14 protein-coding genes are annotated in these 14985 nt (G+C 67.8%); 7 read left to right on the plus strand and 7 right to left on the minus strand.

The features are described from left to right. The first annotated feature begins 332 nt into the window (after positions 1-332). The 6 genes from AC3WOH_RS17545 (at position 333) to AC3WOH_RS17570 (ending at position 7899) form a co-directional block, all read left to right on the plus strand. Positions 333-1232, plus strand: a complete 900-nt coding sequence (locus AC3WOH_RS17545; protein WP_492230561.1) for a DUF4394 domain-containing protein — start codon at positions 333-335, stop codon at positions 1230-1232. Next, on the plus strand, positions 1229-1870 hold the full coding sequence (locus AC3WOH_RS17550) for a methylamine utilization protein (protein WP_492230562.1): 642 nt from the start codon (positions 1229-1231) through the stop codon (positions 1868-1870). The genes AC3WOH_RS17545 and AC3WOH_RS17550 overlap by 4 nt, the downstream gene beginning before the upstream one ends. Further along, on the plus strand, positions 1867-4218 hold the full coding sequence (locus AC3WOH_RS17555; protein WP_492230563.1) for a putative bifunctional diguanylate cyclase/phosphodiesterase: 2352 nt from the start codon (positions 1867-1869) through the stop codon (positions 4216-4218). Before AC3WOH_RS17550 ends, AC3WOH_RS17555 begins: the two co-directional genes overlap by 4 nt. A gap of 411 nt (positions 4219-4629) precedes the next feature. Then, positions 4630-5412, plus strand: coding sequence for a pseudouridine synthase (locus tag AC3WOH_RS17560; protein ID WP_492230591.1), 783 nt, complete (start codon positions 4630-4632; stop codon positions 5410-5412). Positions 5413-5617: 205 nt separating this feature from the next. Then, a complete protein-coding gene (locus AC3WOH_RS17565; RefSeq protein ID WP_492230564.1) occupies positions 5618-6859 on the plus strand; it encodes a lipase family alpha/beta hydrolase in 1242 nt (413 codons plus the stop codon). 104 nt (positions 6860-6963) lie between these two features. Then, positions 6964-7899, plus strand: a complete 936-nt coding sequence (locus AC3WOH_RS17570) for an exopolyphosphatase (protein WP_492230565.1) — start codon at positions 6964-6966, stop codon at positions 7897-7899. A gap of 2 nt (positions 7900-7901) precedes the next feature. Here AC3WOH_RS17570 and aqpZ read toward each other — a convergent pair whose 3' ends face one another. Then, positions 7902-8597 (minus strand): aquaporin Z, encoded by a 696-nt coding sequence (gene aqpZ, locus AC3WOH_RS17575; RefSeq protein WP_492230566.1) that lies wholly within the window; start codon positions 8595-8597, stop codon positions 7902-7904. Between the two features lie 283 nt (positions 8598-8880). On the opposite strand from aqpZ, the gene htpG reads away from it, so the two are divergent. Then, entirely contained in the window at positions 8881-10857 is a 1977-nt protein-coding gene (gene htpG, locus AC3WOH_RS17580) for a molecular chaperone HtpG (protein WP_492230567.1), read from the plus strand. Between the two features lie 72 nt (positions 10858-10929). Here htpG and AC3WOH_RS17585 read toward each other — a convergent pair whose 3' ends face one another. The 6 genes from AC3WOH_RS17585 to AC3WOH_RS17610 all read right to left on the minus strand — a co-directional run bounded on the left by AC3WOH_RS17585 (position 10930) and on the right by AC3WOH_RS17610 (position 14932). Continuing rightward, on the minus strand, positions 10930-11235 hold the full coding sequence (locus AC3WOH_RS17585; protein ID WP_492230568.1) for a hypothetical protein: 306 nt from the start codon (positions 11233-11235) through the stop codon (positions 10930-10932). 93 nt (positions 11236-11328) lie between these two features. Further along, a complete protein-coding gene (locus tag AC3WOH_RS17590; protein WP_492230569.1) occupies positions 11329-12354 on the minus strand; it encodes a serine/threonine protein kinase in 1026 nt (341 codons plus the stop codon). A gap of 35 nt (positions 12355-12389) precedes the next feature. Then, the gene (locus AC3WOH_RS17595) at positions 12390-13475 is read right to left on the minus strand and encodes a DUF2855 family protein (protein WP_492230570.1); all 1086 of its coding nucleotides are present in this window, start codon (positions 13473-13475) and stop codon (positions 12390-12392) included. Between the two features lie 124 nt (positions 13476-13599). Beyond that, the gene (locus AC3WOH_RS17600; protein ID WP_184859032.1) at positions 13600-13980 is read right to left on the minus strand and encodes a DUF1304 domain-containing protein; all 381 of its coding nucleotides are present in this window, start codon (positions 13978-13980) and stop codon (positions 13600-13602) included. A gap of 3 nt (positions 13981-13983) precedes the next feature. Next, positions 13984-14400, minus strand: a complete 417-nt coding sequence (locus tag AC3WOH_RS17605) for an organic hydroperoxide resistance protein (protein WP_184859030.1) — start codon at positions 14398-14400, stop codon at positions 13984-13986. A gap of 64 nt (positions 14401-14464) precedes the next feature. Then, on the minus strand, positions 14465-14932 hold the full coding sequence (locus tag AC3WOH_RS17610) for a MarR family winged helix-turn-helix transcriptional regulator (RefSeq protein ID WP_492230571.1): 468 nt from the start codon (positions 14930-14932) through the stop codon (positions 14465-14467). Positions 14933-14985: the final 53 nt, after the last annotated feature.

A 14985-nucleotide genomic window follows, 5' to 3' on the forward strand; every position in this document is an offset into this window, starting at 1 on the left:
GGCGGTGGGCCCGCCCCGCTTATGGCGTGGAAGGCGCACACAGTGTAGGGATAAATGTCACAAAATGTTATGACGCTTCAGGATGGCCCCATGCAGCGCCCGCATAGGGCTTGTTACAAATGAGCGCTTCCTCCGCGAACGGTTGGAGGGAGGGCTGGCGGCAACAGGCGCCGACCCGGGCGCCGGCATGCAACTGCCCGTTGTTACATAGATCCCTTGGCATGGGTGCTATCTTTTTTGATGATGGCCAAGGAAGTGCATGGTCACTGTAATACGCCACGCCCAGGGTCTATCGGGTATAAACCCGTTACAGTTTCTGCAAAGGATCTTCCATGAGCCGCTTCCACACCTCTCCTCGTTTGCGCGGTGTCCTGGGCACTCTGGTGCTGATGGGCCTGGCTGCTTGTACCGGGGGCCCGATGCCCGATGCATCCGAGCGCCGCGAACGCCTCGTGGCGGTGACCGCAGACCACGAACTCATCGTGTTCGAGGCGCGCCGGCCCGACACCATTCTCGAGCGCCGGCGCGTGACGGGACTGGCCTCCGGCGAGCGGCTGATCGGTGTGGATTTCCGCGTGGCCAAGGGCGTGCTGTATGCCCTGTCGCAGGCCGGGCGCCTGTACACGCTGGACATCTCCAGCGGGGCCTTGACGGCGGTGGGCACCGCACCGGCCGCGGTGTCGCTCACCGGGGCGTCCTTTGGTTTCGACTTCAATCCGGCGGCGGACCGCATCCGCGTGGTGTCGTCTTCCGGGCTCAACCTGCGGCTGCATCCCGACACCGGCGCCCTGGTCGATGGTGACCCTGCCCAGCCGGGCGTGCAACCCGACCCCGCGCTGCATTACGTGGCCGGTGACGTCAATGTCGGTCGCGTGCCCGACGTGGTGGCTGCGGGCTACACCTACAACCCGCAGGACAGCAAGATCACCACCAACTACGCCATCGACCGCGCCCGCGGTGCCCTGGTGATGCAGGGCTCGCGCGAAGGAGAAACGCCCGTGGTCTCGCCCAATACCGGCCAACTGCGCACCATCGGCCCCCTGGGCCTGGGGCCGCTCTCCGATGCCTCCTTCGACATCTCCGACGTGGGCAATGTGGCCCTGCTGGCCGCGCGCACGTCCACCGATCCGCGCTCGCGCCTGTACAAGGTGGACCTGGCAACCGGCCGGGCCATCTCGCTGGGCGTGATCGGCAGCGGCGCGGCATTGGCGGGCCTGGCCATAGAACCATGAGCGCGCAGCCCGTCCTGGCGCGGCAACGCTCGCTGGTGCACGGGCGTGTGCTGGTGGGCTGTGTGGCGGCCATGGCGGGCCTGGTGCAGGCCGCCTCGGTCCAGGTGGACCTGAGCGACGCGGCGGGCAAGCCCCTGGCCGATGCCGTGGTGTTCCTCGAATCGGCGGAGGCCCGGCGCCTGGTCAAGCCCCAGCCCGGTGTGGAGATGGCGCAGGAGAAGCGCCAGTTCGTGCCGGTGGCGATGGTGATCCCGGTGGGCACGGAGGTGCTGTTCCCCAACCGCGACACGGTGCGGCACCATGTCTATTCCTTTTCGCCCACCAAGAAGTTCGAGCTCAAGCTGTACACGGGAACACCGAGCAAGCCCGTCCTCTTCGACCAGGCCGGTGTGGTGGTGCTGGGCTGCAACATCCATGACCAGATGGCCGGCTGGATCCTCGTGGTGGACACGCCTTACTACGCCAGCTCGCCCGCGACCGGCAAGGTGCAGATCGACAATGTGGCCCCGGGCAGCTACAAGCTGCGGGCCTGGCACCACCGGCTGCCGGTGGGCGCGCCGGCCCTGGAGCAGGCGCTGACCGTGCCGACCACGGGCACGGCCAGTGCCTCGGTGCGCATGGCGGGGCTGCAACCTTGAACCTTTCCGTGCTGCGGCGCAGCCTCATCCTGAGGCTGGTGGGCATCTCGCTGCTGCTGCTGCTCATCGTGCAGGCAGCCGGGTTTGCGGTGGTGCGGGCCTCCATCGAGCGCAATGCACGCAGCCAGATCGCACGCGCCCTGGATACCGACGAGAACGTCTGGCGGCGCCTGCTCGACCAGAATGCGGAGAAGCTGCGCCAGGGCTCGGCCCTGCTGGCGGCCGACTACGGCTTTCGCTCGGCCATCAATTCGGATGACGAGGAGACCATCCAGTCGGTGCTGGAGAACCACGGTAGCCGCATCGGCGCGGCCGTGACCGCGCTGCTGGGCACCAACCTGGAGCTGCGCGCGGCCAGCCTGTCGGACGACATGCTGGACTTTCCCGCCACGCTGCGCCGGGTCGTGCCGCCCCTGGCAGCCCAGCCCCAGGGCAGCCAGGTGGCCATGATGGCCGGCGTGCCCTACCAGTTCGTGATGGTGCCCATGCGGGCGCCGGTGGTCATCGGCTGGGTGCTGATGGGTTTCCCCATCGACCAGCCGCTGGCCGAGGAAATGCGGCGCCTGCTGTCGGTGCAGGTGGCGGTGGTGGTCAAGGCGGCAGATGGCAGCGTGTCGGTGCCCGTGACCACGCTGTCGGCCCCGGCCCTGGCCAGCCTGCACCGCCAGGGCCTGCCGCTGGCGGAGCTGAGGACCGGCGAGGGGACGCTGCTGGTGCGCGAGGCACCCCTGGGCAACGCGGGCAGCGAGGTGAGGACACTGCTGCTGCGCTCGGTGGACGAGGTCGTGGTGCCGTACCAGCAGTTGCAGGTGCTGCTGGCCATCATCACCGTCGCGGGCGTGCTGCTCTTCGCGGCCGGCACCGGGCTGGTGGCGCAGCGCCTGACCACGCCCCTGCGCTCGCTGCTGGCCGCCACGCAGCGCCTGTCGCGGGGGGAATACGGGGTGCCGCTGGGTCACACCGATCGCAAGGACGAAATCGGCAACCTGGCCCGGTCCTTCGACCGCATGCGCCTCGATATCGGCAGCCAGCAGGCCGAGATCCGCCGCCTGGCCTATTGGGACCGGCTCACCGGCCTGCCCAACCGGGAGCGCTTTCGCGAAGCCGTGGTGCACGCCATCGACGCCCAGGTGGGCGACGCTCTGCGGCCCCTGACGGTGCTCACGCTCGATCTGGACCGCTTCAAGCACGTGAACGACGTGCTTGGCTATGCCTTCGGCGACCGCCTGCTGCAGGCCGTGGCCGAGCGCCTGCAAAAGCAGGTGCTGGGCGACAGCGACATGGTGGCCCGGCTTGGTGGCAACGAGTTCGCGCTGCTGTTGCTGCGCACCGACGCCAAGGGGGCCCATGCCGTGGCCCAGCGCATCAACCAGTCGTTCGAGGAGCCTCTGGCTTTCGAGGACCAGACGGTGGACCTGAGCGCCGGCATGGGGTTTGCCTGCTGGCCCGCCGATGCGGAGGATGCGGACACGCTGCTCAGCCGCTCCGAGATCGCCATGTACGCGGCCAAGCGCAAGCTCAGCGGTGCGCTGCGCTATGACGCCTCGTTCGACTCGGCCAGCACCCAGACCTTGTCGCTGCTGACCGAGCTGCGCCGCGCCGTGGAGCACGACGAACTGCGCCTGTACCTGCAGCCCAAGGTGCCGCTGCATGGGCAGGGCGGGCTGGCGGCCGAGGCCCTGGTGCGCTGGCAGCATCCTCAGCGCGGCCTGGTGCCGCCCATGGACTTCATCCCGTTTGCCGAGCAGACGGGCTTTGTGCGCCAGCTCACGCTGTGGATGTTCGAGGAGGTGGCGCGCCTGCTGGCCGACCCGCGCACGGCCGCCATGCCGCTGCGCATCTCGGTCAACCTGTCCACGCGCGATCTGCTGGACCCGGAGTTGCACATCCGTTTGGGCGCCATCCTGGCGCGCCACGGTGTGCAGGCCGGTGCCTTCTGCCTGGAGATCACCGAGAGCGCCATCATGGACGACCCCCTGCGTGCCGAAGCCATGCTCAACCGCCTGTCCGAGCAGGGCTTCAAGCTCTCCATCGACGACTTCGGCACCGGCTATTCGTCGCTGGCCTACCTCAAGCGCCTGCCGGTGGACGAGCTCAAGATCGACAAATCCTTCGTGATGGGCATGGAGTCGGGCGAGGACGACGCCATGATCGTGCGCTCCACCATCGACCTGGCGCACAACCTCGGGCTCACGGTGGTGGCCGAGGGGGTGGAGAATTTGGCCATCCTGGATCGGCTGCGCGCCCTGTCCTGCGACGAGGCCCAGGGCTACCACATCAGCCGCCCACTGGGCGCCGAGGATTTTCTGGCCTGGCAGGCGCGCCAGCTTGCCGGCTCCAGCGCCTGAGACCACCCGCGCTCGTTCCTGGGGCCTTGGCGCTGCCGTTCGGCACCTTATTGGCCCCGGTATGGCACCAAGCCGCGCGAAGAGGGGAAAATACGGTCAATGCCTTCTTCCCGACCCCCTGCCGCCCCGCCCACCGAGCCCGAGGGCCAGCCCCGGCGCGCCGTGCTGCGCCGCCCGGCCACGCCGGCGGCACCAGCCGCCCCCTCCACCGCCACGCAACGCGCTCTGGCCGCCCTGCAGGGCAAGGCCGAACCCGCTCCCCGCCCCCCCGCGCGACCTGCCAGGCCGCCCGCGCGTGGCAACGTCTGGCGTGCGGATGCCGCGCCGCCAGCCACCCCGCGTGGCGCCGTGCAGGCCGCCGCTGGCCGGCCAGCAGGCCCGGGGGCTGCATCTGCGCCCGCGCGTCCGCCCATGCCGGTCAAGCCCGTCGCAGCGGCCGATGGCAGTGCGCGCCTGAACAAGCGCATGGCCGAACTCGGCCTGTGCTCGCGGCGCGAGGCCGACGACTGGATTGCCCAGGGCTGGGTCAAGGTCAACGGCGCAGTGGCGACCATGGGCCTGCAGGTGCTGCCCACCGACCGCATCGAGGTGGACAAGAAGGCCCAGGGCCGGCAGGAGCAGCAGGTCACCATCCTGCTGCACAAGCCGGTCGGCTATGTGAGCGGGCAGGCCGAGGACGGCCACACCCCGGCCGTGGCACTGATCAACCCGCGCACCCACTGGCGCGACGATCCGGGCCGCATGCGCTTTTCGCCGCCGCAGCTGCGCGGTCTGGCGCCTGCGGGGCGGCTGGACATCGACTCGGTGGGGCTGCTGGTGCTGACGCAGGACGGCCGTGTGGCGCGCCAACTGATCGGAGAAGACTCCACGGTGGACAAGGAGTACCTGGTGCGCGTGCAGTACGGCGAGGTGGCGACCGACGTGCAGGCCGTGTTCCCGGCCGCGCAGCTGGCCCGCCTGTGCCATGGGCTGGAACTCGACGGCCAGCCGCTCAAGCGCGCCAAGGTGGAGTGGCAGAACCCCGAGCAGTTGCGCTTCGTGCTCACCGAAGGCAAGAAGCGCCAGATCCGCCGCATGTGCGAGCTGGTAGGCCTCAAGGTGGTGGGGCTCAAGCGCATCCGCATCGGGCGGGTGACCCTGGGCAACCTGCCCGTGGGGCAATGGCGCTACCTGCTGCCGCACGAGCAGTTCTGAGAGGCTGAGAATCTTTTGTCCATGCCCGCCTTGCACGCCAAAACACCCCGGCTCGTCGTTGCAAGTGCTCGCCATAGCCCGAGCTATGGCTGCGCTTTGCGTCTGGATCCGAGGCGTTTTGACGCGCCCTCCGGTCACGGCCAAAAAATTCCCAGCCTCTGAGTCCTGCGCGGCTCCCGCCACTTCCCACCGACCGGAGCCCGCCATGCCATCCAAACCCTCTCCCGCGCGTGCCCTGCGCCAGTTGCGGCCCTCCGACCTGCGCGGCGCAGCCCGCCTGGCCGCCCAGGCCACAGCCAGCATCAGCCGCGTGGCCGAGGGCGTGCACCAATCGGTGCTGGGCACCATGGGACTGCCGGGCGCCGCCACGCCGGGGCGGGCGCGTGGCCTGACCGGCATGGTCTATGGAGGCGTGCGGGGCATCACGCACCTCGTCGATGCGGGCCTGCAGGCCGCCTTGCTGCGGCTGGAGCCGCTGCTGGGCGCGCCCGGGCCGGCGCAGGAGGCGCCGCGCGAGCGGCTGGCCGTGCTGGCCGCGCTCAATGGCGTGATGGGCGACCGCCTGGCGGAGGATGGCAACCCGCTGGCCAGCGCCATGGGCTTTTACCAGCACGGACGGCCGCTGGAACCGGTGGCCCTGGGCGCGGCCGGTACGGCATCGGGCCATCTGCTGGTGCTGGTGCACGGCCTGTGCATGAACGACCTGCAATGGGAACACGAAGGCCATGACCACGGTGCCCACCTGGCACAGGCCCTGGGCTGCACGCCCGTGTACCTGCGCTACAACACGGGGCTGCACACGTCGACCAATGGCGCGGAGCTGGCGCACCAGCTGCAGGCCCTGGTGGCCGCCTGGCCGGTGCCGCTCGCGCGCTTGAGCATCGTGGGCCACAGCATGGGGGGCCTGGTGGCGCGCAGTGCCTGCCACCAGGCCGAACAGGCAGGACTGCCCTGGCGCGGCCGGCTGCACCATCTGGTGTGCCTGGGCACGCCGCACCATGGTGCGCCGCTGGAGCGTGCGGGCCACTGGGTGGACCGGCTGCTTGGCAGCACCCCGTACTCGCGCCCCTTTGTTCGGCTGACCGGCCTGCGCAGCGCCGGCATCACCGACCTGCGCCATGGCCATGTGCTGGATGCCGACTGGCAGGGGCGCGACCGTTTCCGCAAGAGCCCGGACCTGCGCACCCCCGTGCCGTTGCCTGCAGGCGTACTGTGCGCTACCGTGGCGGCCACCCTGGCTGCCCAGCGCAGTCCCATGGCCGAGCGGCTGGTCGGCGATGGGCTGGTACCGCTGCACAGTGCCCTGGGCTGGCATGATGACCCTGCCAGGCGGCTGGAATTTGCGAGGGCCCAGCAGTGCGTGGTGCACCGGGCCGGGCACCTGCAGCTGCTGGGAGATGCCCGCGTGGCCCGACAATTGGTGCGCTGGCTGGCACCGGCAGGCTGAGCCGGGGTGCCGGCTGTCGCCTTTATTTGCACCGGTATGCCAATGGGCGCGCGGGCATTGCTACCATCGTGCCATTCGCGCCGCATGTAACAAGGAGAAACACAGTGAGCGACAAAAAATACCGCCTCGTGACCCGCAGTGACTTTGACGGCCTGGTGTGCGCCGTGCTGCTCAACGAGCTGGACATGATCGACGAGATCACTTTCGTGCACCCCAAGGACATGCAAGACGGCAAGGTACCCATCACCGAGCGGGACATCACCACCAACCTGCCCTACGTGCCCGGTGCGCACCTGGTGTTCGATCACCACGAGTCGGAGACCATCCGCAACTCGGGGCGGCGCGACAGCAACCACATCATCGAGGCGCATGCGCCTTCGGCGGCGCGCGTGGTCTACAACCACTACGGCGGCAAGGCGGCCTTTCCACGCATCACCGACGAGATGATGGCGGCCGTGGACCAGGCCGATTCGGCACAGTACTCGCGCGAGGACATCCTGAACCCCGAGGGCTGGGTGCTGCTCAACTACCTCATGGATTCGCGCACCGGCCTGGGCCGTTTCCGCGAGTTCCGCATCAGCAACTATGCGCTGATGATGGACCTGATCAAGTACTGCCGCGACCACAGCATCGAGGAGATCCTGGCACTGCCCGATGTGCAGGAGCGCGTGGCGCTCTACCGTGAGCATGCGCCCAAGGCCAAGGAGCAACTGCAGCGCTGCGCCATCAAGATCAGCAACCTGGTGGTGCTGGACCTGCGCGACGAGGAGACCATCTGGGCGACCAACCGCTTCATGATCTACGCGCTGTTCCCCACGGCCAACATCTCGATCCACATGATGTGGGGGCTGCAGAAGCAGAACACGGTGCTGGCCACGGGCAAGTCCATCCTGGACCGCAGCAGCCAGACCCATGTGGGCAACCTCATGCTGGAGTTCGGCGGTGGTGGCCATGCCGCAGCGGGCACCTGCCAGGTGGCCAACGACAAGGCCGACACCATCCTGCAGGCGCTGATCCAGCGCATCACGCTGGACCGCTGAGCTCAATCCTCCCCGAACAGCACCCGGTACAGGGCGGCGCCCAGCAGTGCGCCGGCCAGCGGGGCAGCCCAGAAGAGCCACAGTTCGGTGAGCGCATGGGCCGGGCCGAACAGGGCCGGGCCGGTGCTGCGCGCCGGGTTGACCGAGGTGTTGGTCACCGGGATCGAGACCAGGTGGATCAGCGCCAGGCACAGGCCGATCGCGAGCCCGCCTGCGCCATCGGCCGCCCGGCGCGAGGTGGCGCCCAGGATCACGATGAGGAAGATGGCCGTGAGCACCACTTCGGTCACCAGCGCGGCCACCAGCCCGTAGCCGCCAGGAGAATGCTCGCCATAGCCATTGGTGGCAAAGCCGCCGATGTCGACCCCCGGCTTGCCGGTCGCGACCAGGTACAGCAGGCCCGCCGCCACCGTGGCGCCCAGCACCTGGGCCGCAACATAGCCCGGCAGCTCCGAGGCCTTGAACCGCCCCCCGATCACCAGGCCGAGCGACACCGCCGGGTTGAAATGCCCGCCCGAGATGGGGCCGAGCGCATAGGCTGCGGTCAGCACCGTGAGGCCGAAGGCCAGCGAGACGCCCAGGAAGCCGATGCCCAGTTGCGGAAACGCTGCGGCCAGCACGGCACTGCCGCAGCCGCCGAAGACGAGCCAGAAAGTGCCGAGAAACTCGGCCGACCATTTTTGAAGAGAAGTGGGCATGGGAAACGCGTCCAAAGGCTTGGCTGGCAGCACCCGCCGCAGCACGGGATGCATCTTATGGCGCCCAAATGGTCGTTACCAGCGCCAACGACCCTCCAATTGTCAACAATGCGCGGTAAGCTCGCCCCGGTGCTGCCGTTGGCCTGCCAGTGCCTACATGCCCAGGGCCTTGAAATCGGCGCCGGTGCCCCGAAATGAACACGCGCGAATGACCTTCGCACGCCAGGTTCCGGCGTGCCGAAGGACCTTCCCCGAGACCGTACGAAAGCAACTCCAAGACACCATGAGCAACAAACAAACCCTGTCGTTCCAGGCCGAAGTGGCCCAACTCCTGCACCTGGTCACCCACTCGCTGTACTCCAACCAGGAAATCTTCCTGCGCGAACTGATCTCCAATGCTTCGGACGCGTGCGACAAGCTGCGCTTCGAGGCGCTGAACAACAATGCCCTGTACGAAGATGCGCCCAACCTCGAAGTGCGCGTGTCCTTCGACCAGGCCGCCAAGACCCTGACCATCACCGACAACGGCATCGGCATGACGGCGCAGGAGGCCATCGAGCACCTGGGGACCATCGCCAAGAGCGGCACCAAGGACTTCATGGGCAAGCTCTCGGGCGACCAGAAGGCCGATGCGCAGCTCATCGGCCAGTTCGGCGTGGGCTTTTACTCGGGCTTCATCGTGGCCGACAAGATCACCGTGGAATCGCGCCGCGCCGGTGTGGCGCCCGAAGAGGGCGTGCGCTGGACCAGTGGCGGCACGGGCGACTTCGAGGTCGAGGCCATCACGCGCGCCGCGCGCGGCACCAGCATCATCCTGCACCTGCGCGAAGAGGCCGAGGAATACCTCAACGCCTGGAAGCTCAAGTCCGTCATCGCCAAGTACTCGGACCACATCAGCCTGCCCATCCTGATGGAAAAAGAAGAGTGGAAGGACGGCGAGCTGATCAACCCTTCGGACGAGAGCGGTGGCCGCCAGCCCGGCGGCATGGTCAAGACCGGCGAGTGGGAGACCATCAACAAGGCCAGCGCCCTGTGGACCCGCCCCAAGAAGGACATCACGGAAGAGCAGTACCAGGAGTTCTACAAGGCCATCAGCCACGACCACGAGGCCCCACTGACCTGGGCGCACAACCGCGTGGAAGGCAACACCGAGTACACGCAGCTGCTGTACATCCCCGCCAAGGCCCCGTTCGACCTGTGGAACCGCGACAAGAAGGCCGGGGTGAAGCTCTACGTCAAGCGCGTGTTCATCATGGACGACGCAGAGGCGCTGATGCCCACCTACCTGCGCTTCGTCAAGGGCGTGATCGACTCGGCCGACCTGCCGCTCAACGTGAGCCGCGAGCTGCTGCAGGAAAGCCGCGATGTGCGCTCCATCCGCGAGGGCTCGACCAAGCGCGTGCTGTCCATGCTCGAAGACCTGGCCAAGCACGACAAGCATGAAGCCACCCCTGGCGACGACGGCGTGATCGATGTGGTCGATGCCGACGACAAGGCCAAGGAAGGCAAGTACACGGCGTTCTACAGCGAGTTCGGCTCGGTGCTCAAGGAAGGCCTGGGCGAGGACTTCGGCAACCGCGAGCGCCTGGCCAAGCTGCTGCGCTTTGCCAGCACCACCAGCGACACGGTGTCGGTCAGCTTCGCCGACTACAAGGCGCGCATGAAGGAAGGCCAGGAGGCCATTTACTACATCACCGCCGACACCCTGGCCGCGGCCAAGAACAGCCCGCAGCTCGAGGTCTTCAAGAAGAAGGGCATCGAGGTGCTGCTGATGACCGACCGCGTGGACGAGTGGGCGCTGAACTACCTGCACGACTTCGACGGCACGCCGCTGCAAAGCGTGGCCAAAGGCGCCGTGGACCTGGGCAAGCTGCAGGACGAAGCCGAGAAGAAGGCCGCCGAAGAGGCTGCCGAGGCCTTCAAGCCCCTGCTCGCCAAGCTCAAGGAGGCCCTGAAGGACAAGGCCGAGGATGTGCGCGTGACCACGCGCCTGGTCGATTCACCAGCCTGCCTGGTGGTGCAGGACGATGGCATGAGCACCCAGCTGGCGCGCATGCTCAAGCAGGCCGGTCAGCAGGCGCCCGAGTCCAAGCCCGTGCTGGAGGTGAATGCCGAGCATGCGCTGGTCAAGAAACTCGAAGGCAGCGTGCACTTCCACGACCTGGCGCACATCCTGTTCGACCAGGCCCTGCTGGCCGAAGGCGGCCTGCCGGCCGACCCTGCGGCCTACGTCAAGCGCGTGAACGCCTTGCTGGCCTGACCCGGGCCTGCCCTGGACGGCGTCTGTCCAGGGCGTTCCAATCCTGTCTGGCGCGCGGCGCGCGCCAGACAATCACTCCTCTTTGGCCTTGGCCATGATGCGCGCGTGCACGGCATCGCGCTGCGTGGGGTCTGCTTCGATCAGCAGCTTGAGCAGGCCATCGGGCAGTTCCGTGTACTGGCGCCGGTCGTTCTTGACCGGTACGTTGCGCCAGCCCGACAGCACCATCCAGCTCCACAGGTCGCGCGAGATGGGCTCGGTGACGTTCATCTTCACGTCACCGCGGATGATGGCCGTGCCCACGGCGGGAACGCTGCCCACGGGCGCGGGGCGGCGCTGCTGGCGGATATTGAGCAGGTTCCTGAAAACGTCTTTCATGGTGCGAGCCGGGGTGCGGTAGCGGATATGCCGACAAGCATATACGAGTCAACTCCCCATCCCAAGTGCCTGATGGTTACAACGACGGCCAGTTCAGGCGTTCAAAGGCTCCTCTTGCATGGCTTCGCATTGCTCGATCAGCATGTCCACCTGGCCGCGCCAGTAGTCGCTGCTGCCGAACCAGGGGAAGTTGACGGGGAAGATCGGGTCTTCCCAGCGCCGGGCCAGCCAGGCGCTGTAGTGGATGAGGCGCAGGGTGCGCAGTGGCTCGATGAGCGCCAGCTCGCGCCGGTCGAAGCTGCGGAACTGCTCGTAGCCCTCGACCAGGGCACTGAGCTGGTGCGTGCGCTGGCGCCGGTCCCCGGACAGCAGCATCCACAGGTCCTGCACCGCCGGGCCCATGCGGGCATCGTCCAGGTCCACGAAATGCGGGCCGCCACCGGGCAGGTCGGTCGGCGTCCAGAGGATGTTGCCCGGGTGGCAGTCGCCATGCAGGCGGATGGAGCGGGCCTGCGCGAGGCCGCTGGCGGCGACCAGTGCAAGCGCCTTGTCGCACTGCTCCTGCCAGGCCGATTGCATGTCCAGCGGGATCATGTCGTGGCCCAGCAGCCAGTCGCGCGATGCCGTGCCAAAGCCCTGCAGGTCCAGCGCCGGCCGTTGCACGAAGGCCTGGGCTGCACCCACGGTGTGGATGCGCGCGAGGAAGCGGCCGATCCATTCGAGCACGTCGAAGTCATCGAGCTCGGGCCCGCGTCCGCCGCGCCAGGGGCTTACGGAGAAGGAAAAGCCCTCGTGCCCATGCAGGGTGCTGCCGTTCAGTGCCATGGGGCCCACGGCAGGCACCTCGGCCGCCGTCAGCTCGGCGGCAAAGGCGTGCTCTTCGAGGATCTGGGCTTCGGTCCAGCGGCCAGGGCGGTAGAACTTGGCCACCACGCGCTGGCCGTCTTCCAGCGAGACCTGGTAGACGCGGTTTTCATACGACGACAAGGCCATGAGCCGGCCATCGCCGTGCAGGCCCACGCTGGCCAGCGCGTCGAGCACCTGGTCCGGAGTGAGGCGCGCGTAGGGGTGCTGGTCAGGTGGGCTGGCGGCGGTGTCGTTCGGGGGCAGTCGATTCATGCCCCGATTGTCCGCTGTGCGGGGACTTGACCGGATCAGAGCCCGCCCATGTGTCCGGTGCGTGGGTCACCCCCTCCCGCCAGCACAGCGGCAAACAGCGCCTCGACCGCCTCGGGGCCCTGGTGCTGCTGTACCTGCAGCCAGGGCGTGGGCGGGGCCTGCACTGCTGCGGCAAAGGCCTTCCAGGCGGCGACCAGCCGTTCGTTGAGCACCTGGGCGCCCCAGTCGTCGCGGCGCTTCTTGACCTGGGCAGGGGCGAAGAACATGGTCGGGCGCGGGCCCGGCAACTGGCCGGCACCGCCCAGGTCGTTCACATGGCTGGCGCCCACGGCGCAGCTGTAGGCCAGGGCGGCAAAGCGCTGGTGGATGGCCGCACGCAGGGCCACGCTGCCCGCGAAGTCGATATAGACGCAGGGCGTGGCCGCGTCGATGGACTCCAGTTGGTCGTAAGCGACCACCCGGTCATAGCAGCCCAGGCTTTCGCAGAAGGCCATGTTGGCTGCCGAGGTCAGGCCGATCACTTCCAGGCCCTCGCGCTGCGCGAGCTGGAAGGCCGTGCCATAGGCCGTCTTGCTCGACGCGCTGGACAGCAGCAGGCGCTGGGTGCCGAAGAACTGCTGGTCGGCCATGAAATCGTCGATCAGCCACGACGTGACGAACAGCGGGCGCAGCAGGGCCTGCACGTCCTCGGTGTCCGGCGTGTAGAACGGGTCGGTGCCGGTGCGCACGTACTGGTTGTACACGGCATGCAGTTTGGCGCGGTGCGCCACGCCGTCATGAAAGCCTGTCTCGGTCAGCCGGGCCGGGGTGAGCACGGCATGGGTGGACATGGGCCAGTAGCCATAAAGCCGCTCGCCCACGGCCACGCCGGGGTGCAGCGACTGCACCACTGTGCCAAAGCCCCACACGGGCACGATGCCCCAGCCCGTCTCGTCCGAAGGGAAGAACTGCCAATATTCCAGCATGCCGCCCATGGCGGCGTAGGTGATGTTGTTGGCCGTGAGCGCAAAGCGCTCCACGCGCACGCGCACCTGGCCATCGGCCAGAGGAACATCCTGCGTGGTGCGCAGGGCCGTGTGGGCCAGGGCATCCTGGCGTACGAGGAGGGTGGTGGTGCTCATGGCCGCACGCTAAACGAATCCGCAAGGGCGCTCAAGCGGGCAGGAGCACCTGCGCGACACCCGCGCAGCAAAAAAGCCCACCGGCATGCGCCAGTGGGCTTTTTCTGAACCGCTTGCGGGCAGCTCAGGCGTTGCGGGCCGAGGGCTTGTCCAGTGCCAGCACCAGGGCCAGCGCGATGATGGCGGGCAGGGCCTGGGTGTAGAAGATCTTGGGCACGGCCGTGGCGGCGCCGAAGACGCCGGCCACGATCACGCAGGCCAGGAAAAAGATCTTGAACAGCCGGTTGCTGGTGAACAGGCCCCAGAACAGGCCGGCCGACAGGAACCCGTTGTACAGGCCCTGGTTGGCGGCCAGCGTGACCGTGGCATCGGCCAGCTCCTGGGTCAGGTTGAAGGTCTTCAGGCCCAGGGGCTTGTTCCAGAAGAACATCTCCAGCACCAGGATGTAGGCATGCTCGATGGCCACCAGGGCCACCGCGATGCGGGGGAGCAGCAGCCGGCCCATGGATTACGCCAGGGTGATCTTGACGTCGATGTTGCCGCGCGTGGCGTTGGAGTAGGGGCAGACCTGGTGGGCTGCGTCCACCAGCTTCTGGGCCGTGGCGGTGTCCAGGCCGGGCAGGCTGACCTTCAGGCGGGCGGCAATGCCATAAGCGTTCGGGATGGGCCCCAGGTCGACTTCGGCGTCGATGGACACGTCCTGTGGCACGGGGATGCCGATCTTGCCGCCGACGGCCTTCATGGCGCCGATGAAGCAGGCTGCGTAGCCCGAGGCGAACAGCTGCTCGGGGTTGGTGCCGGTGCCCGAGGTGCCGGGCGAGGACAGCTTGACTTCCAGGCGGCCGTCGTCGGTCTTGGCGGCGCCATCACGGCCACCGGTCACGTGGGACTTGGCGGTGTAGAGGACTTTTTCGAGTTGCGTCATGGTGTCTTCCTTTGCAGTGGGTCAATGAATGTCCGGAGGTGGACGGGGAACGAAATAAACCGGGTCAGCGTGGCGGCTGGATCCGATCGCGGAACGTTTTGAGCTGCCCGGTCAGCGCAGTCAGCTCGGGCACGGTGCACTGGCTGGCTTCGAGCACGCAGGGTGGAATGGCCTCGGCCTTGTCGCGCAGCGCCCGGCCCGGGGCCGTGAGGCTGATGCGCACGCGGCGCTCGTCCTGCGCATCGCGGATGCGGGCGATCAGGCCCGAAGTCTCCAGGCGCTTGAGCAGCGGGGTCAGCGTGCCCGAATCGAGGAACAGGCGCTCGCCGAGTTCGGAGACGGTCACGCCGTCCTGCTCCCACAGCACCAGCATCACCAGGTACTGGGGGTAGGTCAGGCCCACGGTCTCCAGCAATGGCTTGTACAGCTTGGTCATGGCCAGCGAGGCGGAATACAGCGCGAAGCACACCTGGTTGTCCAGGCGCAGCAGGGCCGGGCTGGGGGTCTGGGTGGAGGGGTTGCTGCGTGCCATGGGGTGAATTGTGCGGTGAAATTGAATTGTGTGCAATTCAGTTGTGTAATCTT

Source organism: Acidovorax sp. FW305-C-20-28, assembly GCF_058783375.1.

Coding starts and splice junctions, on each gene's coding strand:
- AC3WOH_RS17610 (WP_492230571.1), bottom strand. CDS start 14,932: ATGGCACGCAGCAACCCCTCCACCCAGACCCCCAGCCCGGCCCTGCTG.
- AC3WOH_RS17590 (WP_492230569.1), bottom strand. CDS start 12,354: ATGAATCGACTGCCCCCGAACGACACCGCCGCCAGCCCACCTGACCAG.
- AC3WOH_RS17595 (WP_492230570.1), bottom strand. CDS start 13,475: ATGAGCACCACCACCCTCCTCGTACGCCAGGATGCCCTGGCCCACACG.
- AC3WOH_RS17605 (WP_184859030.1), bottom strand. CDS start 14,400: ATGACGCAACTCGAAAAAGTCCTCTACACCGCCAAGTCCCACGTGACC.
- AC3WOH_RS17585 (WP_492230568.1), bottom strand. CDS start 11,235: ATGAAAGACGTTTTCAGGAACCTGCTCAATATCCGCCAGCAGCGCCGC.
- AC3WOH_RS17560 (WP_492230591.1), top strand. CDS start 4,630: ATGCCGGTCAAGCCCGTCGCAGCGGCCGATGGCAGTGCGCGCCTGAAC.
- AC3WOH_RS17600 (WP_184859032.1), bottom strand. CDS start 13,980: ATGGGCCGGCTGCTGCTCCCCCGCATCGCGGTGGCCCTGGTGGCCATC.
- AC3WOH_RS17545 (WP_492230561.1), top strand. CDS start 333: ATGAGCCGCTTCCACACCTCTCCTCGTTTGCGCGGTGTCCTGGGCACT.
- AC3WOH_RS17550 (WP_492230562.1), top strand. CDS start 1,229: ATGAGCGCGCAGCCCGTCCTGGCGCGGCAACGCTCGCTGGTGCACGGG.
- htpG (WP_492230567.1), top strand. CDS start 8,881: ATGAGCAACAAACAAACCCTGTCGTTCCAGGCCGAAGTGGCCCAACTC.
- aqpZ (WP_492230566.1), bottom strand. CDS start 8,597: ATGCCCACTTCTCTTCAAAAATGGTCGGCCGAGTTTCTCGGCACTTTC.
- AC3WOH_RS17565 (WP_492230564.1), top strand. CDS start 5,618: ATGCCATCCAAACCCTCTCCCGCGCGTGCCCTGCGCCAGTTGCGGCCC.